Annotated in this window: 22 protein-coding genes; 8 read left to right on the forward strand and 14 right to left on the reverse strand. The window is 59.6% G+C overall.

The window, feature by feature from the left end:
• The first annotated feature begins 32 nt into the window (after window positions 1-32).
• Together malX and G5306_RS19510 are read left to right on the forward strand one after the other, a co-directional pair.
• A complete protein-coding gene (gene malX, locus G5306_RS19505; protein ID WP_232354435.1) occupies window positions 33-1,502 on the forward strand; it encodes a maltose/glucose-specific PTS transporter subunit IIBC in 1,470 nt (489 codons plus the stop codon).
• Complete coding sequence (locus tag G5306_RS19510; protein WP_323928053.1) at window positions 1,489-2,733, forward strand: MalY/PatB family protein; 1,245 nt, start codon at window positions 1,489-1,491, stop codon at window positions 2,731-2,733. Before malX ends, G5306_RS19510 begins: the two co-directional genes overlap by 14 nt.
• 96 nt (window positions 2,734-2,829) lie before the next feature.
• Here the strand turns inward: G5306_RS19510 and pdxJ are convergent, their stop codons facing one another.
• The 10 genes from pdxJ to rpoE form a co-directional block, all read right to left on the reverse strand.
• A complete protein-coding gene (gene pdxJ / locus G5306_RS19515; RefSeq protein WP_421313524.1) occupies window positions 2,830-3,567 on the reverse strand; it encodes a pyridoxine 5'-phosphate synthase in 738 nt (245 codons plus the stop codon).
• Window positions 3,568-3,651: 84 nt separating this feature from the next.
• Window positions 3,652-4,362 (reverse strand): DNA repair protein RecO, encoded by a 711-nt coding sequence (gene recO, locus G5306_RS19520; RefSeq protein WP_005335391.1) that lies wholly within the window; start codon window positions 4,360-4,362, stop codon window positions 3,652-3,654.
• Complete coding sequence (gene era, locus G5306_RS19525) at window positions 4,363-5,262, reverse strand: GTPase Era (protein WP_042053921.1); 900 nt, start codon at window positions 5,260-5,262, stop codon at window positions 4,363-4,365.
• Entirely contained in the window at window positions 5,259-5,930 is a 672-nt protein-coding gene (rnc, locus tag G5306_RS19530) for a ribonuclease III (RefSeq protein WP_005335394.1), read from the reverse strand. The genes era and rnc overlap by 4 nt, the downstream gene beginning before the upstream one ends.
• A complete protein-coding gene (gene lepB, locus G5306_RS19535; protein ID WP_005335395.1) occupies window positions 5,931-6,854 on the reverse strand; it encodes a signal peptidase I in 924 nt (307 codons plus the stop codon).
• Between the two features lie 3 nt (window positions 6,855-6,857).
• On the reverse strand, window positions 6,858-8,651 hold the full coding sequence (lepA, locus tag G5306_RS19540; RefSeq protein WP_005335396.1) for a translation elongation factor 4: 1,794 nt from the start codon (window positions 8,649-8,651) through the stop codon (window positions 6,858-6,860).
• Between the two features lie 116 nt (window positions 8,652-8,767).
• On the reverse strand, window positions 8,768-9,229 hold the full coding sequence (locus G5306_RS19545; protein WP_319920499.1) for a SoxR reducing system RseC family protein: 462 nt from the start codon (window positions 9,227-9,229) through the stop codon (window positions 8,768-8,770).
• 100 nt (window positions 9,230-9,329) lie between these two features.
• Entirely contained in the window at window positions 9,330-10,310 is a 981-nt protein-coding gene (locus G5306_RS19550; RefSeq protein ID WP_421313526.1) for a MucB/RseB C-terminal domain-containing protein, read from the reverse strand.
• Window positions 10,311-10,331: 21 nt separating this feature from the next.
• The gene (locus G5306_RS19555; RefSeq protein WP_421313528.1) at window positions 10,332-10,934 is read right to left on the reverse strand and encodes an RseA family anti-sigma factor; all 603 of its coding nucleotides are present in this window, start codon (window positions 10,932-10,934) and stop codon (window positions 10,332-10,334) included.
• A gap of 22 nt (window positions 10,935-10,956) precedes the next feature.
• Window positions 10,957-11,538: an RNA polymerase sigma factor RpoE gene (gene rpoE, locus G5306_RS19560; protein WP_042062096.1), complete on the reverse strand. Its 582-nt coding sequence runs from the start codon at window positions 11,536-11,538 to the stop codon at window positions 10,957-10,959.
• A gap of 182 nt (window positions 11,539-11,720) precedes the next feature.
• Between rpoE and nadB the strand changes: the two genes are divergently transcribed.
• Window positions 11,721-13,328, forward strand: a complete 1,608-nt coding sequence (nadB, locus tag G5306_RS19565; RefSeq protein ID WP_005354382.1) for an L-aspartate oxidase — start codon at window positions 11,721-11,723, stop codon at window positions 13,326-13,328.
• A 155-nt stretch (window positions 13,329-13,483) separates the two neighbouring features.
• Here the strand turns inward: nadB and G5306_RS19570 are convergent, their stop codons facing one another.
• Complete coding sequence (locus tag G5306_RS19570; protein WP_421313530.1) at window positions 13,484-13,876, reverse strand: protein YgfX; 393 nt, start codon at window positions 13,874-13,876, stop codon at window positions 13,484-13,486.
• 19 nt (window positions 13,877-13,895) lie between these two features.
• A complete protein-coding gene (locus G5306_RS19575) occupies window positions 13,896-14,165 on the reverse strand; it encodes a succinate dehydrogenase assembly factor 2 (protein ID WP_005335417.1) in 270 nt (89 codons plus the stop codon).
• A 111-nt stretch (window positions 14,166-14,276) separates the two neighbouring features.
• Between G5306_RS19575 and ygfZ the strand changes: the two genes are divergently transcribed.
• Entirely contained in the window at window positions 14,277-15,185 is a 909-nt protein-coding gene (gene ygfZ, locus G5306_RS19580; RefSeq protein WP_421313531.1) for a tRNA-modifying protein YgfZ, read from the forward strand.
• A gap of 6 nt (window positions 15,186-15,191) precedes the next feature.
• On the opposite strand, the gene G5306_RS19585 is transcribed toward ygfZ, so the two are convergent.
• Window positions 15,192-16,073, reverse strand: coding sequence for a LysR family transcriptional regulator (locus tag G5306_RS19585; RefSeq protein ID WP_076494938.1), 882 nt, complete (start codon window positions 16,071-16,073; stop codon window positions 15,192-15,194).
• A 125-nt stretch (window positions 16,074-16,198) separates the two neighbouring features.
• Between G5306_RS19585 and G5306_RS19590 the strand changes: the two genes are divergently transcribed.
• Window positions 16,199-16,645 carry a PACE efflux transporter gene (locus tag G5306_RS19590; protein WP_047436069.1) on the forward strand — a complete coding sequence of 149 codons (447 nt, stop codon included), beginning with the start codon at window positions 16,199-16,201 and terminating at the stop codon, window positions 16,643-16,645.
• A gap of 162 nt (window positions 16,646-16,807) precedes the next feature.
• On the opposite strand, the gene G5306_RS19595 is transcribed toward G5306_RS19590, so the two are convergent.
• Entirely contained in the window at window positions 16,808-17,164 is a 357-nt protein-coding gene (locus tag G5306_RS19595) for a hypothetical protein (RefSeq protein ID WP_421313532.1), read from the reverse strand.
• Between the two features lie 244 nt (window positions 17,165-17,408).
• Between G5306_RS19595 and cutA the strand changes: the two genes are divergently transcribed.
• From cutA to G5306_RS19610, 3 genes are read left to right on the forward strand one after another with little or no spacing between them, the layout of a single operon-like run.
• Window positions 17,409-17,726, forward strand: a complete 318-nt coding sequence (gene cutA, locus G5306_RS19600; protein ID WP_139733334.1) for a divalent-cation tolerance protein CutA — start codon at window positions 17,409-17,411, stop codon at window positions 17,724-17,726.
• Window positions 17,723-19,522 carry a protein-disulfide reductase DsbD gene (locus tag G5306_RS19605; protein ID WP_421313534.1) on the forward strand — a complete coding sequence of 600 codons (1,800 nt, stop codon included), beginning with the start codon at window positions 17,723-17,725 and terminating at the stop codon, window positions 19,520-19,522. Before cutA ends, G5306_RS19605 begins: the two co-directional genes overlap by 4 nt.
• Window positions 19,512-20,003 carry a GNAT family N-acetyltransferase gene (locus tag G5306_RS19610; protein ID WP_236382560.1) on the forward strand — a complete coding sequence of 164 codons (492 nt, stop codon included), beginning with the start codon at window positions 19,512-19,514 and terminating at the stop codon, window positions 20,001-20,003. Before G5306_RS19605 ends, G5306_RS19610 begins: the two co-directional genes overlap by 11 nt.
• The last annotated feature ends 4 nt before the right edge of the window (window positions 20,004-20,007 follow it).

Consider the following 20,007-nt stretch of genomic DNA (forward strand, 5'->3'; position numbering starts at 1 on the left):
GGGAATTTGCCCAGAGTTTGGGGAAAACATTCATGTTTCCCGTCTCTTTGATGGCATTCATGGGACTACTGCTGGGGGTGGGGTCATCCATTACCAGCCCCTCCACCATAGATAATTTTCCTTTTCTTGGTGGAGAATATACCCAGCTCGTCTTCAATCTGGTGGCAACCGTAGGCAGCTTCGGCTTCACCTATCTGCCCATCATGTTTGCCATCGGTATTCCGATGGGATTGACCGAAAAGAACAAGGGTGTCGCGGCCTATTCCGGTTTCGTCGGCTATATGGCGATGAATATCGGGATCAACTTCTATCTCGCCAGTACCAGCCAACTGGCTTCGCCGGAAAATATCAAACTGGCGGGGCAAGCCATGGTGATGGGGGTTCAGACCCTCTCCATGGGTGTGCTGGGTGGCATAGTGTCGGGGATCGTAACCTACTTCATCCATCGCCGTTTTTATAACCTCAAACTGCACGACGCCTTCTCGTTCTTCAGCGGCCTGCGCTCCGTGCCCATCATCACCGTGCTGGTCATGTCGCTGATAGGTCTCGCCATGCCGCTCTTCTGGCACTATGTGGCGCTCGGTATTACTGCGGTCGGCAACATGATCATCTCTGCCGGCTCTTTTGGTGCCTTCCTCTACGGAGTGGCCATCAACCTGCTCAAACCGCTCGGTCTGCACCACATCATGCTGGCCATGGTGCGCTTTACCCCGGCAGGCGGTACCGAGCTGGTCAATGGCGAAACCATTTCCGGCGCGCTCAATATCTTCTTCGCCCAGTTGAAAGCGGGTGAACCTATCAGCCCGGCAGCAACCGCCTTCCTGTCGCAAGGGTTTATGCCGACCTTTATATTCGGTCTGCCTGCTGCAGCGTTGGCCATGTATATGGCAGCCACGCCCGGCAATCGAACCAGAATCAAGAGCCTGATTATCTCCGGGGTACTGGTCTCTATCGTGACCGGTATTTCCGAGCCCATCGAATTCCTGTTCCTGTTTGTCGCGCCGGTACTCTATCTGTTCCATGTCTTTATGACCGGCGCCGCGCTCTTTGTGGTGGCCATGTGTGGCGTCACCATCGGCAATACCGATGGCAGTGCACTTGACCTGCTTATTTTCGGCATCATGCAGGGCTGGCAAACCAAGTGGTATCTGATAATTCCCATTGGCCTTATCTGGTCTGCCATCTATTTCACCGTCTTCTACTGGTACATCAAGAAATATGACATCAAGACCCCCGGCAGGGATGAGGTCGATGATATCCAGATTGCGAAACACGACCCGGCCGTGATCCTGAGTGCCCTCGGTGGCAAGGAGAATATCGTCAGCCTGGACAACTGCGTCACACGGCTGAGACTGGTGGTACACGATATGGGCAAGCTGCAGGAGAAGATCCTGAAACAGGCTGGCGCCCTCTCCGTCGTCAAGATCGACGAGCACAGCGTGCAGGTCATCATTGGCGCTCAGGTTCAAACCGTGAAGGATAATCTCGATGCTCTCCTGTAAAGATCGGGAGGCCCTGCGCCTCCCAACCCCCTCTGCCGACTTGCAATCCTCCCGTTTCGACGAGCTGGCAGATCGCATCAGCGACAAATGCCGCAAGTGGGATATGAAAGTGATCGAGAGCCGCTTTGGCCCCGTTCCCGCCGACAGCATTCCCATGTGGATTGCCGATATGGATTTCAAATCGCCGCCGGCTGTGGCTCGCAAGTTCAGCGAAATCATCAGCTGGGGCACCTTCAGCTACACCCACTGCATCGATGATTTCTACGAGGCGGTCATCAACTTCCAGGCCCGCCACCACAAGGTCGCGGTGGAACGGGAGTGGATCACCCTCTCCTATGGTACCGTCTCCACCCTGCACTACACGGTGCAGGCATTCTGCCAGCCGGGTGACAGCATCATCATGAACACCCCTGTCTATGATCCCTTTGCCAAGGCGGCCGAAAGGCAGGGGGTCAAGGTTGTCGCCAACCCGTTAGCCCTGAACAAAGGACGATACCGGATCGATCTGGCGAAGCTGGAGGAGCAGATCATTAGCCACAAGCCCAAAATCTATTTTCTCTGCTCGCCCCATAACCCGTCGGGCAGGATCTGGAGTCAGGCCGAGCTGGAAGCCGTTGCCGACATCTGCCTGCGCCATCAGGTGTTGATGATGGTCGATGAAGTGCATGCAGAGCACATCATCCATGGCGAGTTCGTCTCCTTTCTGGCACTGGAGGAGCGTTACTGCAACAACATGATGCTGATGAGCTCGCCCAACAAGGCATTCAATCTGGGCGGATTGAAAACCTCCTACAGCATCATTCCAAATCCGCAGATAAGAAACCGCTTCAGAGCGCGCCTTGAGCAGAACTCCATCACCTCTCCCAATGTGTTCGGGCTCTGGGGAATTATCACCGCCTATAACGAGTGCGATGCATGGCTGGCCGAATTGAATCTCTATCTGAGAGAGAACTACGCCCTGCTGGCGCGCTACTTCAGGGAGAATCTGCCCGACTTCCAAGTCATGCCGATGGATGCCTCCTATCTGGTCTGGGTCAATACCAAAGGGAGCGGAATGAGCGCAAGCGAGGTGACCCGCAGGTGGGCAGTCGAAGCGGGGGTCATCATCGAAGATGGCTCCCACTACGTCAGCGATGGCGAAGAGTATGTGCGGATCAACATAGGCACCTCCCGCCAGCTGCTCGGCGAGGCGCTGCAACGTCTGGGAAGATGGGCGCAGCAGCAGGTCTGACGACTGCGATATTCCCATCGGCAGAAACAACAAAAGGGACGCCATGGAGTCCCTTTTGTTTCATATGGCCACTGTGCGTTGCCAGTGCCCGAAGCATCAGATCCCCTGACGGGCTTCCTGCATCAGCAGGCGCATATCGCTCACGGCCTTGGCCAGACCATCGAAGGCGGCACGGCCAATGATGGCGTGGCCGATGTTGAGCTCATAGAGCTCGGGGATAGCAGCGATAGCCTTGACGTTGTGGTAGTGCAGGCCGTGGCCGGCATTGACCTTGAGCCCCTTGCCAGCGGCATAGGAGGCGCCTGCGGCGATACGCTTGAACTCGGCGTTGCGCTCGGCATCGGTGGTGGCATCGGCGTAACGGCCGGTATGGATCTCGATAAAGGGGGCGCCACTCTCGGCAGCCGCATCGATCTGGATGGGATCGGCATCGATAAAGAGCGAAACCTGGGCCCCCACAGCGGAGAGACGGGCAACAGCGTCAGTCACCTTGGCCAGCTGACCGGCCACGTCCAGACCGCCCTCGGTGGTCACTTCGGTGCGCTTCTCCGGCACCAGACAGACGAAGTGGGGATTGATGCGGCAGGCGATGCCGATCATCTCTTCGGTCACGGCCATCTCCAGGTTCATTCTGGTCTGGATAGTCTGGCGCAGGATCTCCACATCGCGGTCGGTGATGTGGCGGCGATCTTCACGCAGATGCACGGTAATGCCATCGGCCCCGGCCTGTTCGGCAACGAAGGCGGCCTGAACCGGATCCGGATACTGGGTGCCACGGGCGTTGCGCAGGGTGGCGATATGGTCGATGTTCACACCCAGATAGATTTCACTCATTGAGAACTCCTTGAAAGGCTTCATCTGTTGACTGCGCGGTCAGCGAATCACCCCGCGCCAATATCCGTATGTCTGTAATCTGTGTCAGCCTTGCATGCTGGCTTTGCGTTTTAAAAACAGCTCCCGGCTCTTTAGCTGGCGCTTGCCCAGATAGGGTTGCAGTGCCAATCGGCTGAAACGTTTGGCCGCCTGCAGCAAGGGAGGGGTATCGAAACGTCCCTCGGCAAAGGCGAGCAGGTGGGCACCGAGAAACAGGGTACGGGGATCCGGCGCCCGCTCGCAAGCAACAAAGCCCAATTCACGCTCGAAGCCATAGAGCAGGGTCGGCTCGATGGGCGACTCGTCGTCCGCCGTGTATTCGAAATCCACCGCATAACCGAGCGCCTGCAACAGCAGGAACTCGAAGCGACGCAGCGGCAGCTCCGGCGTCTCGCCATCGGCCAGCGCCATGATGGCACGGGCATAGGCGTCGAATACTTCGGGGAACGGGGTGTGCGCTTCCAGCAGGTAGTAAACCAGCTCGTTGAGATAGAGGCCGTAGAAGAGGCGATCGCCGCCGAGACGCAGGGAGTGATCCGGGCATTCGACCTGGGTGAGGTTCTTGAGATCGCCCTTGCCGCGCCAGGCGATGGTGAGCAGGGTAAAGGGTTGCAGCAGCCCCTTGAGAGGGGAGCGTGGCCCGCGAGAACCGCGAGCCACCAGAGTAAATCGGCCACTATCCTGGGTGAAGACCTCGACCAGCTGGCTGGTCTCCCGATAGGGCCGACTGTGGATGACGAAAGCCGGGGTCAGCAATCAGTCGTCGCCATACCCGAGGCTGCGCAGGGCGCGCTCATCGTCAGCCCAACCGGATTTGACCTTGACCCACAGCTCGAGGTGCACCTTGTTCTGGAACAGACGTTCCATATCGAGGCGCGCTTCGGTGCCTATGGTCTTGATCTTCTCGCCCTTGTTGCCGATGACCATCTTCTTCTGGCCATCGCGCTCGACCAGGATCAGGCCGTGGATGTGGTAGAGGCCGTTCTCTTCCACCTTGAAGCGCTCGATCTCCACCGTCACCGAGTAGGGCAGCTCCTCACCGGTGAAGCGCATCAGCTTCTCGCGGATGATTTCGGAGGCCATAAAGCGGGAGGAGCGGTCAGTCACGTAATCTTCCGGGAAGAAGTGGACGTTTTCCGGCAGCAGATCCTTGGCCCACTCGCGGATCTTCTCCACATTGGTGCCCTTTTCGGCACTGATGGGCAGAATATGGGCGAAGTTCATCTGTTGGCCCAGCCACTCGAGGTGGGGCAGCAGATCTTCTTTCTCTTTGACGTTGTCGATCTTGTTGACCGCCAGCACCACAGGGCACTTGAGATTGCGCAGCTTGCCCAGCACCATCTCGTCGTCTTTGGTCCAGTGGGTACCGTCGACCATGAACACCACCATGGCCACATCACCCAGCGAACTGGTGGCGGCACGGTTCATCAGGCGGTTGATGGCCCGTTTCTCTTCAATGTGCAGACCCGGGGTATCCACATAGATGGTCTGGTAGTTCTCCTCGGTATCGATCCCCAAAATCCGGTGACGGGTGGTCTGGGGCTTCTTCGAGGTGATGCTGACCTTCTGGCCAAGCAGCTTGTTGAGCAGGGTGGACTTGCCCACATTCGGGCGGCCCACGATGGCGACAAAGCCGCAGTAGGTGGTATCTGTCATGACAGTTTTTCCAATGCTTGCTGCGCCGCGGCCTGTTCGGCCTTGCGACGGCTGGTGCCGACCCCGACGAGGGGACCATCCAGACCTTCCACGTCACACTGGACAGTGAACTCCTGGTTGTGGGCCTCGCCCTTGACGTTGGTCACAGTGTAGGTCGGCAGGGATTTGCGGCTTCCCTGCAAAATTTCTTGCAGACGGGTCTTGGGATCCTTCTGCTCGATGCCCGGCTTGATCTCTTCCAGGCGGCTGGCATACCAGCTCAGCAGCAGTGTCCGCACCGTCTCAAGATTGGTATCCAGATAGACGGCACCGATCACCGCCTCGACCGTGTCAGCCAGGATAGATTCACGGCGAAAACCGCCGCTCTTGAGTTCGCCGGGGCCCAGGATCAGGTGATCACCAAGGTCAAACTCCCGGCCCAGTTCGGCCAGGGTCTTCTCGCGCACCAGGGTGGCGCGCATCCGGCTGAGATCCCCTTCCGCCGCTTGCGGGAAGCGGTGGAAGAGATCGTCGGCAATCACCAGACTCAAAATCGAGTCACCCAGAAATTCCAGTCGTTCATTGTGACGGGAGCCGGCGCTGCGGTGAGTCAGCGCCCGGGTCAGTAGTTCCAGATCCGCAAAGACATGCCCGAGACGGGACTGCAGTCTGTTCATCTTGATATTCATTTACTTGATTCCGCCAATGCGGTTGAAGCGCACACCTGTCGGTACCCAACTTGGCAGCAGGGAGCCTTCTTCGCGCTCGAATTCAAAACTTATCCAGATAGCGACCGCCTTGCCGACCAGATTCTGTTCGGGCACAAAGCCCCAGAAGCGGCTGTCGGTGCTGTTGTCGCGGTTGTCGCCCATCACGAAATACTGGCCTTCCGGTACCACCCACTCGTCGGGGTAGGTGCCGGGCTGGCGATAGTAACGGCCAACCATGTCGGGCATCAGCGGATTGCGCAGGGTCTCGTGGGAGACATCACCCAACTGCTCGGTATAGCGGTCAAGGGGGATCCCCATCTGGGTAAATTCGCCTCTTTGTTCAAACTTGACGTCGAGCTTCTTGAAGCCCGGGCACGTTTTCCCTTCCTGCTCTTCGCACTTGGGCCGGATCATCAGCTCCTTGTTGCGATAGATGACCCGATCACCCGGCATGCCGACCACCCGCTTGATGTAGTCAACGCGCGGTTCAAGGGGATACTTGAACACCACCACGTCGCCACGCTTGGGCTCGCCAGTCTCGAGGAACTTGGTGTTGGTCACCGGGTCCCGCAGACCATAGGCAAATTTTTCCACCAGGATGAAGTCGCCCACCAGCAGGGTGGGCATCATGGAACCTGACGGGATCTGGAACGGTTCAAAAATGAACGAACGCAGGATCAGCACAAAGGTGATGACCGGGAAGACCCCGGCGGTCTGTTCAATCCAGACCGGCACGGGGGCGACCTTGGCCAGGGTCTTCTCATCCAGGTGGGCACCGCCATGGGCACGAGCCACGGCAATCTTGGCGGCGCGCTGCTTGGACCAAATCATCTTGTCCAGACACCAGATAACACCGGTGATCGCGCAGACCACCACCAGGATCAGGGAAAACGTGCTTGCCATCTATTAATCCTTTCCGACGTGGAGAATCGCGAGGAAGGCTTCCTGCGGCACGTCGACACGGCCGAGGGACTTCATCCGCTTCTTACCTTCTTTCTGCTTGTTCAGCAGTTTCTTCTTACGACTCACGTCACCACCGTAACACTTGGCGGTTACGTCTTTACGCAGAGCCTTGACGGTGCTGCGAGCGATGATCTGGTTGCCGATGGCTGCCTGAATGGCGATATCGAACATCTGGCGCGGGATCAGCTCGCGCATCTTCTCCACCACCTGACGACCGCGATACTGGGCGTTGTCCTTGTGGGTGATGATGGCCAAAGCATCGACCCGCTCACCGTTGATCATGATGTCCAGACGGACCATGTCGGAGGTTTCGAAACGCTTGAAGCCGTAATCCAGCGAGGCGTAACCGCGACTGGTGGATTTCAGACGATCGAAGAAGTCGAGCACCACTTCCGCCATCGGGATTTCATAGGTCAGTGCCACCTGCTTGCCGTGATAGACCATGTTGGTCTGCACGCCACGCTTCTCGATACAGAGGGTGATCACGTTGCCCATGTACTCCTGCGGCAGCAGGATATGACACTCGGCGATCGGCTCGCGCATCTCCTTGATGCTGGTGATGGCGGGCATCTGGGCCGGGCTGTCGATGTGGATGGTGGAGCCGTCGGTCAGCTCGATCTCGTACACTACAGTCGGCGCCGTGGTGATCAGATCCAGATCGTATTCACGCTCCAGACGCTCCTGAATGATCTCCATGTGCAGCATGCCGAGGAAGCCGCAACGGAAGCCGAAGCCCAGCGCAGTGGAGCTCTCCGGTTCGAAGAACAGGGAGGCATCGTTCAGGGAGAGCTTGTCGAGGGCGTCACGGAACGACTCGTAGTCATCGCTGGAGATAGGGAACAGACCCGCATAAACCTGCGGCTTCACCTTCTTGAAGCCAGCCAGCGCCTTGTCGGCACCGTTCTTGGCCTGAGTCAGGGTATCGCCCACCGGCGCGCCGTGGATGTCCTTGATACCGCAGACAACCCAACCTACCTCGCCGCAACCCAGCCCCTGGGTATCCACCTGCTTGGGCGTGAAGATACCGATACGATCGACACCCCACACCTGACCGGTGCTCATCACCTTGATCTTGTCGTTCTTCTTCAGGGAACCGTTCTTGATCCGCACCAGAGAGACTACGCCCAGATAGGAGTCGAACCAGGAGTCGATGATCAGCGCCTGCAGCGGGGCATCCGGGTCACCTTCCGGTGCCGGGATCTTGGCGACGATCTCTTCCAGCACCAGGTCAACACCCAGGCCGGTCTTGGCGGAGCAGCGCACCGCATCGACCGCGTCGATACCGACGATGTCTTCGATCTCCTCGGCAACCCGCTCGGGTTCTGCGGCCGGCAGGTCAATCTTGTTCAGCACCGGCACCACTTCCAGATCCATTTCCATGGCGGTATAGCAGTTTGCCAGAGTCTGTGCCTCAACCCCCTGGCCGGCATCCACCACCAGCAGCGCCCCTTCACAGGCCGCCAAAGAGCGGGAGACCTCGTAGGAGAAATCCACGTGGCCCGGGGTGTCGATAAAGTTCAGCTGGTAGGTGTTACCGTCTTGTGCCTGGTAGTTCAGGGTCACACTCTGTGCTTTGATGGTAATGCCGCGCTCGCGCTCCAGATCCATGGAGTCAAGCACCTGAGCCTGCATCTCGCGGTCGGACAAGCCACCGCAAGTCTGGATCAGACGGTCCGACAGGGTCGATTTACCGTGGTCGATGTGCGCAATAATCGAAAAGTTACGAATGTGTTTCATCGAGCAAGAGTCACTCAAAATTAGTTAAGGTCAGTTATGGAGGCGCGATTTTACTGGATAACCCGGCTGACGGCCATTCTTTAGTCGCCAGCGCCAGTGAAATAGCGCCTGTTCGGTCAGGGGAGGATGCGGACAGGGACGACAACGCCGAGCATCTGCGGGCCGTAACGCCCCTGATCCAGGCGGTTGGAAAAGTAACGAACCAGTAAAAAGCCCAGCACGCCCCCCAGCAGGCAGCAGAGAATGGTCATTCCCTCCCCGCCCGAGAGCAGCGGTGCCAGCCAGAGCTGCCCCAGCAAGGCGCCGGCCAACAGGCAGAAAAGCGGCAGCACATAGACCAGCGCCGCCCCGCGCAGCAGACTCTCCTGCGGGATACCGAGCCTCACTTGCTGGCCAACCCGCACCTCGGCGGTCAGCCTGACTCGCAAGCGAGGAGCTTTCAGGGGAAACGCCTTGGCAACGGTGCCGGTACCGCAGTTGGATTGCTGCTGACAACCACTGCAGGCGGAGCGACGCTCGCACTCCACCCAAGCATGGTCACCCTCAATGGCCACCACGGTCGCCAGCTCTTCACTCATCTCATTCACGGCAACACCTCGTGCTCATGCAATGGCAGGATCTGAACACGACTCACAGCCAACGGCAAGCCGCACACTACTGTGAACCCAGAACATGGACTCACTGCACCGCTTCGTTGCGAGCCAACGGCTGCACCGACTCGGCGATGCGTTTGGCTGTCTCGGCAGGCACTTCCCCAACCACGGTGATCTCGACCCCCACCTCGTTGACGTAGCTCACCAGCGAGGTCGCCCCCTGGCGGATCAGCTGCTGGCGCACCGCCTGCTTGGGATCGACCCGAGAGACGTAGACCGAGAGATCCACCAGGCCATCGGAGAGCATCATGTAATCCACCGGTACACTGGTGGTCACCAGCTGGTGCCGGTCTTGCGACAGCACCTTGAAGCCATCGGGCAACCAGGTGATCTGCCAGTTCAACTGCTGTTGCGGTGCAGGATAGGCATCCTCCAGCGCCAGCGCCGAGGGCTGCTTGCTGTTGGCCAGCTTTACCAGCCATGGGGACGGTTTTTGTTGCAATTGCAGATCCACCCCCAGCATCTGCTCCACTAGATTGCCCTCCCGCTCCACCATGTCGACTCGCAGCAACAGGTGACTACGTTCGTCAATCCAGAGCACAAAGCCATACTTGTCAGCTTCCTTGGGCACCAACCTGACGACTTGAGCGACCTCGCCGGCCACCCGGCTACGGCCAGCAAGCACAGGATCATAACTCTCCAGCACCTGTGCCAACGGCATCTTCACCAGGGTCGACCAGATACCGGGAAAGCGGGCATCCTTCAGGGTGTAGGGATCATGGCTGTTTTCAAAGAAGGTGTACTCGTTCTGACGCTGGAGATACTCGATCGCCTTGCCGTCAAGGTAACTGAGGTGGGCCACTTCCTTGCCGTTGATGACGGCATGGCTGATCCGGATCGGTTCAAGACGCCCCTGACGGGCCTTGACCATGGACAACTCGAAATTCTGTTGCTGCACGGCACTCTGCATCTGCTGCAACAAGGCCTCGGCCGACTTATCGTCGGCCGAGGCCTTGGCACTGATCAGCAGGAGAGAGGCCAGCAAAATACGGCTGGACTGGCGCACGTTTGTATCCCTGACAATTCGTTATTGTTGGATCTGTCTGTCTTGCAACAGGCGCTGCTGCAACTGGTGGTCACGCAGGAAGGCGTTAATCCGCTCCCGCTGCTCCTGCATCTGCTGTTCGGTCAGCCCTTGCTGACGGGCACGGGCGCCATCCTGTTGCGGATAGTGAACACTCACCGGCGCCGCACTGCCACCGATTGGAATGGTATTGAGCACCGGATTGGCCGGAACGCCATCCTGCCCCTGATACTGCTGCACCCCGAAGATAACGGCAGCGGCCACGGAGGCGGCAATGGCATATTGACCCAGTTGCTGACCGACACGGCGGAACAACGGAACCACACTAGAATCTGTCTTGACCGGTGCAACGGCAGGTTGCAGTACGGGAGCCGTCTCGACCGGCTTGGGTGCCAGTATGGTGGGCTCATCCTCCAGCGCAGCCATAATGCTGTCACTGAGATCCAGTTGCAGATTGACCGGCAGGTCACCCCGCATGGCATCGCCGATCAGGTGGTAACGACCCCAGGTATCTTGCAAGTCGGAGTCCATCTCCAGCTCGTTCAGTACCTCTGCGTCACTCAGCTCACCATCCATCAGGGCAGAGATTTGCTCTTTATTTGCCATAAGTTAACCCGTCTTTCCCCAGTTAATTCTCGATCAGAGGTTGCAGCTTTTTATCGATTGCTTCCCTCGCCCGGAAGATACGGGATCTGACCGTACCCACAGGGCAATCCATGATTTCGGCAATCTCTTCGTAGCTCAGCCCTTCCAGTTCGCGGAGGGTGATAGCTGTCCTCAGGTCTTCCGGCAATGCCTCAATGGCTGAAAACACGGTGCGTTTGATCTCGTCAGTCAGCGCCAGGTTTTCGGGGGTTGAGACCTCTTGCAAGGCTTCACCGCCGCCATAAGACTCCGCTTCGTCAGCCTCCACATCACTGCTCGGGGGCCTACGCCCCTGGGAGGTCAGATAGTTCTTCGCCGTGTTCACGGCAATTCGGTACAACCAGGTGTAAAAAGCACTTTCGCCACGGAATGTCGGCAATGCACGGTAGGCTTTTATAAAGGCCTCTTGCGCCACATCGGGCACATCGCCGGGATTGTTGACATACCTGGCAACCAGGTTGACCACCTTTTGCTGGTATTTTTTTACCAACAGGTTGAAAGCTGCTTTATCGCCGCGCTGGACCCGTTCAACCAGTTGTTCGTCCAGTAGATTCTGGTCGCTCATCAGAGCCGTAAAACCCCCATCAGGTTATCGTTCTTCTTTTCCGGCCCTTCCTAAGCGCACAAGTTCAGACAGGGAGAATCAGAGAAAGTTCGCTTCAATTGAAAAAAATGTGATGCAGGCTGCATCCTCGCCCTCGCTTGGGCTACCATGGTGCCAGTTCTTAATCCAGGCCAATGATACTTATGAAAGCAAGTGTTGAATACCTTTGCGATGTACTGATCATTGGCAGCGGTGCCGCTGGTTTGTCCCTCGCGTTGCGATTGGCAGACCACGCCAAAGTCCTGGTTCTGAGCAAGGGGCCTATCAGTGAAGGGGCCACTTTCTATGCGCAAGGAGGCATCGCTGCCGTTTTCGACGAAACCGACAGCATCGAATCCCACGTGAGCGACACGCTCAACGCGGGCGCCGGGTTGTGTGACCCAGCAGTGGTGGAGTTCACCGCTCGCCACGCCCGCGAGTCCATCCAGTGGCTCATTCAGCAAGGGGTCCCCTTCGATCAGGAGGAGAACGCCGACGGTGAATCCCAGTACCACCTCACCCGGGAAGGGGGCCACAGCCATCGCCGCATCTTCCACGCGGCGGATGCCACCGGCAAGGCGGTGCAGCTCACCCTGATCGATCAGGTTCGCGCTCACCCCAATATCCAGCTGATGGAGCGCTTCAACGCGGTCGACCTCATCACCACACGCAAGCTCAACCTGCCAGGCAACAAGGTGCTGGGCGCCTACGTCTGGAACCGCAACGCCGAGCAGGTCGAGGTGATCCGCGCCCGTTTCGTGGCACTGGCCACCGGTGGTGCCTCCAAGGTCTACCAGTACACCTCCAACCCGGATGTGAGCTCTGGCGATGGCATCGCCATGGCATGGCGGGCCGGCTGCCGGGTGGCGAACCTGGAGTTCAACCAGTTCCACCCCACCAGCCTGTTCCACCCCGATGATCCCAACTTCCTGCTGACCGAAGCGCTGCGTGGCGAGGGGGCCTATCTGCGCCGCCCGGACGGCAGCCGCTTTATGCCGGAGTTTGACGAGCGGGCCGAGCTGGCGCCGCGCGACATCGTCGCCCGCGCCATCGACCACGAGATGAAGCGGCTCGGGGCGGATTGCATGTATCTGGATATCAGCCACAAACCGGCCGATTTCATCATCAAGCACTTCCCGACCATTTATGAGCGCTGCCTCGCGGTCGGCATCGACATCACCAAGGAGCCGATGCCCATCGTGCCGGCTGCCCACTACACCTGTGGTGGCGTGATGATCGACAACAACGGCCAGACCGATATCCCCGGTCTCTACGCCATCGGTGAAGTGACCTACACCGGTCTGCACGGCGCCAACCGCATGGCCTCCAACTCCCTGCTGGAATGCGTGGTTTATGCCCATCAGGCGGGGGCCGACATTCTGGCCAAGCTGCCGATGAGCGTGGAGCCGCCGCGCCTGCCGGTGTGGGACGAGAGCAAGGTGGAAGATTCCGACGAACTGGTGGTGATCCAGCACAACTGGCACGAGCTGCGGTTGATGATGTGGGACTACGTGGGGATAGTGCGTACCAACAAGCGCCTGGCCCGCGCCAAGCGCCGTATCGACCTGCTCAAGCAGGAGGTGCAGGAGTACTACGCCAACTTCCGTGTCTCCAACAACCTGCTGGAGCTGCGCAACCTGCTGCAGGTGGCCGAGCTTATCGTCAACTGCGCCCTGCAGCGCAAGGAGTCTCGCGGCTTGCACTACAACCTGGATTATCCGGATATGCTGCCAGACTCCAAGCCGACCGTGCTGACCCCGGAGCGGGATTAATCCCCCTTCCCGCAAAACGTTACAGCAATCAGTGACCCCGCCCCGGCGGGGTCACTTGTTTTCAACCGCTTTTCAGCCACAAAAAGAGTGTCGCCAGCCACATGGCAACAGCTTATCGCGATAAATCAGCGCATGGTCATCACGGAAAGCAGGCGTCAGCGCCGGGACGGCAGAAAGTGGATGGCTCGCGCCAGCAGGCGGTAATGTTCGGGGGGAAGGGCATCGGAGAAGAGCCACAGTTGCCGTGGCGACACGGCTCCACTCTCTTGCGGATCGGGACAAAGCGCCAGCCTGAGCACACCGGGCAGAATGCGGCTTTTCTTGTCAAGCTGATAGCGACGACCTTGCCACTGCAGCCACTGGCCATCCCAGACGAGCTCGAACGGGGGCGCGGCGAGCGCACGCCAGCTCAGCCAGAGCGCCGCCAGCCAGACGGGCAGCAACAGTGCCCACTGCCAACCGGCAATCAGGCCAGCCACCGGCCAGAGCAGCAACAGAAAGAGGGCCACCAGCAAATATTGCTGATGGCGGGAGGGGTGAACCGTCATGATCACCCGCTCCACAGTATTACCCCTGGCGGTCGTGGCGCGCCTGATTGCGCTCCAGGATCATCGGGATCATGGCGGCAAATGCCGGATCGGCAGGGACACCATGACCCATGCACCATTTGAACAGATCCGGATCGTCGCTCGCCAGCAGGCGGATAAAGGTCTGCTGATCGGCTTCGCTCAGGGAGTCGAACTCGTGTTCGAAAAAGGGCATAAAGATCACATCCAGCTCGAGCATACCGCGACGGCAGGCCCACTTCAGGCGGGATTTTTCAACTGGGCTCAACATGGCACTCTCCTTACAAAGACCGGGGGATGGTACCAGCTGGATTTTCCGGCTGACAAACATTAGTTACGTCTTTACCATGCAGCTCACATACTTTCTCTCTGGAATACCATCGTGAGCCTGCAACCACCTGTTTTTCCTGCCGAGCCGACCCGCTTCCCCCTGACCAAGCTGGCCATCACCCGTATCAGCGGCCAGGATCGCGCCAAATATCTGCAAGGTCAGGTCACCTGTGATGTCAACGCCCTGCAACCGGGGCAACAGACCCAGGGTGGCCACTGTGATCCCAAGGGCAAGCTGTGGAGCAATTTCCACCTGCTCTGCCTCGACGACAGCCTGCTGCTGCTGACCAGCCCTTCCGTGTTGGAACGTCAGTTGCCGGAGCTGAAGAAATTTGCCGTCTTCTCCAAGGTCGAGATCGCCGCCGATGAGCGTCACGCCACCGGGATCGCCGGTACGGGCAGCGATAGCTGGATCTCTGCCCAGTTCGGCCTTGAGCAGAGCGGTCTGATCGACGGCGGCATGGCGGTGAAGATTGAACAGGATCGCTGGCTGCTGGTCAGCAATCAGCAAGCCGATGCCCTGCCGCAAGGTGACGAGTCACTCTGGTGGGGGCTCGAGATCAAGGCGGGTCTGCCACATATGGAAGCGGTGCATCAGGGGGAGTTCATCCCGCAGATGCTCAACCTGCAGGCACTGGACGGCATCAGCTTCAACAAGGGCTGCTACATGGGGCAGGAGACGGTGGCCCGCGCCAAGTATCGCGGCGCCAACAACCGCGCCCTGTTCCTGCTGGCGGGGACTACCGGCGAGCCAGTTGCCAGCGGCGATACCCTGGAGCTGCAACTGGGTGACAACTGGCGTCGCAGCGGCATGGTGCTCAACGCCTGGCAACAGGCCGGGCAGGTGTGGCTCACCGCCGTGCTACCAAAAGATACCGAGGCTGACGCCCAATTCCGCCTCAAGCAGGACGAAGGCTCCCGCCTCACCCTGCAACCCCTGCCTTACGCCCTGACCGAGTAAGGTCGGCTAGCGAGGCACCCGCGCCAGCAGTGCCTCCTTCAGCCAGCGCCCCGCCTGCCCCAGCGGGCGGGCGCGATGCCACTGCAGTTCCAGCGCCAGCGCGTGGCTGGCGATAAAGTCCGGCTCCAGCACCACCACTTCGCCGCGAGCCAGCGGCTGATGCAGCAGAAATTCCGGGATGGCGGACCAGCCAAGGCCCCGCTTGACCAGCTCCAGCACCCCGAGATCCCCCTCGACCCACCACACCTGAGCCGAGATGCGAAAACGCTGGCGCTCGCTCCCTTCCCGTCGGCCGGTGACCATCAGCTGGCGTGCCCCCTGCAGATCGACCTCCCGCAGCGGCTGCTTGCGGGCCAGCGGATGATCCGGTGACACCACCAGCGGCATGGTAACCTCCCCCAGCGAATGGGCGACTATCTCCCGCTGGGGATGCACCTTCTGATAGCTGATGCCAAGCTGGGCCCGGCCGGTCACCAGCATCTCGGTCACATCCTCCATCAACGGGAAGAGCAGCTCCAGCTCCACGGTCGGGTAACGAGTGGCGAACTCCTCCAGCAGGGTGCCGAGCCAGGGCAGGTGGGAGTCATCATCGATGGCCAGAGTGAGGCGCGTCTCCACCCCGGCCGCCAGCTCCCCGGCAATGGATTGCAATCGTTCACTCTGCGCCAGCAGGATCCCCGCCTCCTGCACCATGCGGGCCCCCGCCTCCGTCAGCTGCGGATAGCGGCCGCTGCGGTCAAACAGGGTGAGCGCCAGATCGATCTCCAGATTGGCGATGGCGCTGCTCACCACCGACTGCGCCTTGCCCAGCTTGCGGGCGGCAGCGGAAAACGAGCCGGTTTCGGCGGCCGCCAGCAAGATCCTCAGTTGTTCCAGTGATGGCGTCATCTCATGGCCCTCCGGCAAGCTCTCTCATCCATCTATTTTAGCGATGGATACCAACATGAATCTATCGCTAAAGATCTATAGATTAACCAGCAATCCGTGAATAAATCTGATTGAGAGAGTGACTTATGCGTACCCGTAACGATCGCCTGCGCCATGCCATTGGCTTTGAATTTATTGGCCTGCTGATTGCCGCCCCGCTGGCCAGCTGGGTTACCGGGGTCGGGCTCAACCATATGGGCCCGCTGGCACTGTTCTTCTCGGTGTTGGCAACCGTCTGGAACTACATCTACAACATCGGGGTCGACAAGCTGCTGCTGAAATATCAGGGCCATACCCACAAAACCCTGTGGCAACGGGTGCTGCATACCTTCGGCTTTGAGGGCGGTCTGCTGATCGTCGCGCTGCCGGTCATGTCCTGGTGGCTGAGCGTCAGCCTGCTGGAGGCGCTGGTGCTGGATCTGGGCTTCGTCGTCTTCTACCTGATCTATGCCTTCGTCTACAACTGGGGCTATGACAAGGTGTTCCCCATCCCCCGCGAAGTGCCGCACGGCATGCCACAAGAGGCGCGCTAAGGCACGAATCCGTTGGATTGAAACCGAGAAGTGAAGGTCAACAAGGGAAGGCAACAGAAGAAACGACACGGCCCCATCATGGCAGACATGATGGGGCCGCAAAAAGTGTCAGCGCTGGCAGGTCGGCTGATTCAGAGGTAAGGATTCAGACCTGCCCGTCGCTCAAGCCTGGGCCTTGAGCTCTTCGCCGCTCTCGTCGGCGGCGGCAGCCTCTTCAGGCTGGGCCTGGGCAGCCTGCAGCGCTTCCAGCTCGCTCTGATAATCGCTCAGGATCTGCTGGGCAACCGCCATATCTCCCTTGTGTTTGCGCTCGAACAGATGGTGCTGCACCACGCCGTTGAGATACTCCACTGTAATGGGCTGCTCAAGGGTTCCCATCAACTCCTCTTTCTCCAGCTCGGCATTGATTTCATCGGCGGTCGTGCGCAGCAGCCCGGCCAATTGAACCAACATGCGGCGCTCACCTTCGCGCAGCAGGCTCAACATGCGGTTTCTCTGCTGCTCATTCTGTTGGGTCATACATTTCCTTACGTCAATTGGGAACAAGCCCGCTCATTCTGCCCTGTCCCCATGACAGCGTCTATCTCATGCCCCCCACAAATTTTTGGCGCTGGCTCACAAATGGCTACAGATGCTATTTGAAGCGGCTCTGGGGTATAGTAGCCGCTGATTTTCAGGCGCTTTTTTCACCTTCATCCGCGGAAAGGGATGAGACGGCAAGAGCGCCTGCCCGGTTTACCCCAACGAGGTGAAGATCCGCTTTATGACCGACGCCATTGTGGTGCTCTGCACCTGCCCAGATCAAACCAGTGCCGACCTTCTCTGCGAACAGTTGCTGAACCAGCGGTTGGCCGCCTGCATCAATCAACTGCCGGGCGTCACCTCTGTCTATCGCTGGCAAGGCAAGGTGGAGCGCGCCACCGAGATCCAGCTCATCATCAAATCCCGCCAGCCACTCTTTGCCGAGCTGCAGGCATGTATTCAAGCCAATCACCCCTATGAGGTGCCCGAGCTGCTGGCCCTGCCGGTGAGTGCCGGACTACCCGCCTATCTCGACTGGCTCAATGGGGAGACCTCATGACGTTCACCCGCTTGCTCTCTCCCCTGTTGCTGCTCTGTGCCCTGTTGACGACAGCGGCGGGCAGCGCCCCTGCCCACGCCAGCGGCACCGATCTGCTCAGCTCGCTGGGCATTGAGGCCAATGCCAAACCCAAATTTTTGCAGGTCGATGAGGCCTTTCAGATCGAGAGCGAACAGCGTGGCGATCAGCTGCTGCTAACCCTCCACATCGCCGACGACTACTACCTCTATCGCCATAGCCTGCGCTTCAAGGGGAACAACCTCACCTTCAGCGAGCCGACCCTGCCGGAAGGCACCGAGCACGAGGATGACTTCTTCGGCAAGACCCGGGTCTACTACCAGCAGGTGAGCATCGCGGTGCCGCTAAAGGAGGTGGGCGACGGCGCCACCCTGCGGGTGCGCTATCAGGGCTGCACCGACGGCCTCTGCTACCCGCCGACCGACAAGCTGATCGATGTGGCCCCGCTGGTCACGGCAACCACAGCATCCACTGCTGAAACGGCACAAAGCGTCGCACCGGTTAGCCAGCAGGATCAGCTCGCCGCCGCCCTCGGCAATCAGGGTTTCTGGCTCAGCATCGTCGCCTTCTTCGCGCTGGGGCTGGGGCTCGCCTTCACCCCCTGCGTATTCCCCATGTACCCAATCCTGACCGGCATCATCGCCGGTGCCGGCCATCGCCTCTCCACCGGCCGCGCCTTCCTGCTCTCCATGGTCTATGTGCAGGGGATGGCGGTCACCTACACCCTGCTGGGGCTGGTAGTGGCCTCGGCAGGTCTTAAATTCCAGGCGGCGCTGCAACACCCCTATGTGCTGATCGCCCTCTCGGTGATGTTCGTGCTGCTGGCCCTCTCCATGTTCGGACTCTATACCCTGCAACTGCCGAGCAGTTTGCAAACTCGGCTCTCCAGTCTCTCCAACCGCCAGCAGGGCGGCTCTGTGGTCGGGGTCGCTATCATGGGAATGATCTCCGGGCTGGTCTGCTCACCCTGCACCACGGCGCCGCTCTCGGGGGCACTGATCTACGTGGCCCAGAGCGGCGATCTCTGGCTCGGCGGGGCGGCGCTCTATGCGCTCTCACTGGGGATGGGTCTGCCGCTGCTGCTGCTCGGCACCTCGGGTGGCAAGCTGCTGCCCAAGGCGGGCGCCTGGATGGATGTGATCAAGCAGCTGTTTGGCTTCGCCCTGCTGGCAGTGCCGATCCTGCTGCTGTCACGGCTCTGGAGCGATCAGATTGCCACTCTAGCATGGCTCGGCTGGGGGCTGCTGCTGTGCGGTTATCTCTATCACCACAACCAGCACCAGCCCCACTCGGTGGCCAAAAGCGTGCGCGGCTTCGTGTTGTTGCTGGCGATGATCAGCGCCGTGGTAGTGGGCAAGGATCTGCTGCAACCGGCCGCTCCTGCTGCCGTCACGGCGGATGCCGGTCAAACGGCACCGCAGTTTATCCGCATCAAGACGCTGGATGATCTCAAGGTGCAGCTGGCCGCCGCCCGCGGCAAGCCAGTGCTGCTCGACCTCTACGCCGACTGGTGCGTCGCCTGCAAGGAGTTCGAGCACAAGACCTTCAGCGATCCCGCGGTGAGGGAGCGCTTCGGCCAGATGGTGCTGCTGCAGGCGGATGTTACCGCCAACGACGATGCCGATATCGAGCTGCTCAACACCCTCAATGTGCTGGGACTGCCGACCCTCATCTTCTTCGACCGCGAGGGCAAGGAGCTGACAGGGCAGCGGGTCACCGGTTTTATGGGGCCTATCCCCTTTGCCAAACATCTCGAGATGGTAAGTGATGCACACTGAGTTGCGTCGGCTGCAGACAAGCGATGCACCTGCCTTGCAGCGGCTGTTCGAGCAGGCCCCCTCCTATCAGGCGGCGGTGAGCAATGCCCCTCTCTCTGCACAGGCAGGAGAAGAGGAACTTGTCGCCTGCCCACCCGGCCTGCCTCTCTCCGACAAACATCTCATCGGCCGCTGGGAGCAGGGAGAGCTCACCGCTGTCATTGATCTGCTGCGCGGCTACCCCAATCCAGACACCGCCTATCTGGGTCTGTTACTGGTGGGGGAACCCTGGCAAGGGTGTGGCCGTGGTCAGTCGCTCTATCTTCACGCCTGCACGATGGCAAGCTCATGGGGGGCTACCCGGCTTCGCCTGTCAGTGATTGCCAGCAATGAGAGTGCTCTATCCTTCTGGCTGCGCAGAGGCTTCACCGAGTGCTATCGCCGCGAGCTGGCAGGTTATCGGGCCGAGGCCATCGTGCTGGAACGTTCACTGGAACCGTGAGCCG

The sequence above is a fragment of the Aeromonas sp. 603404 genome (genome assembly GCF_049171775.1).
In the GTDB taxonomy this organism is placed as follows: Bacteria; Pseudomonadota; Gammaproteobacteria; order Enterobacterales; family Aeromonadaceae; genus Aeromonas; species Aeromonas veronii_A.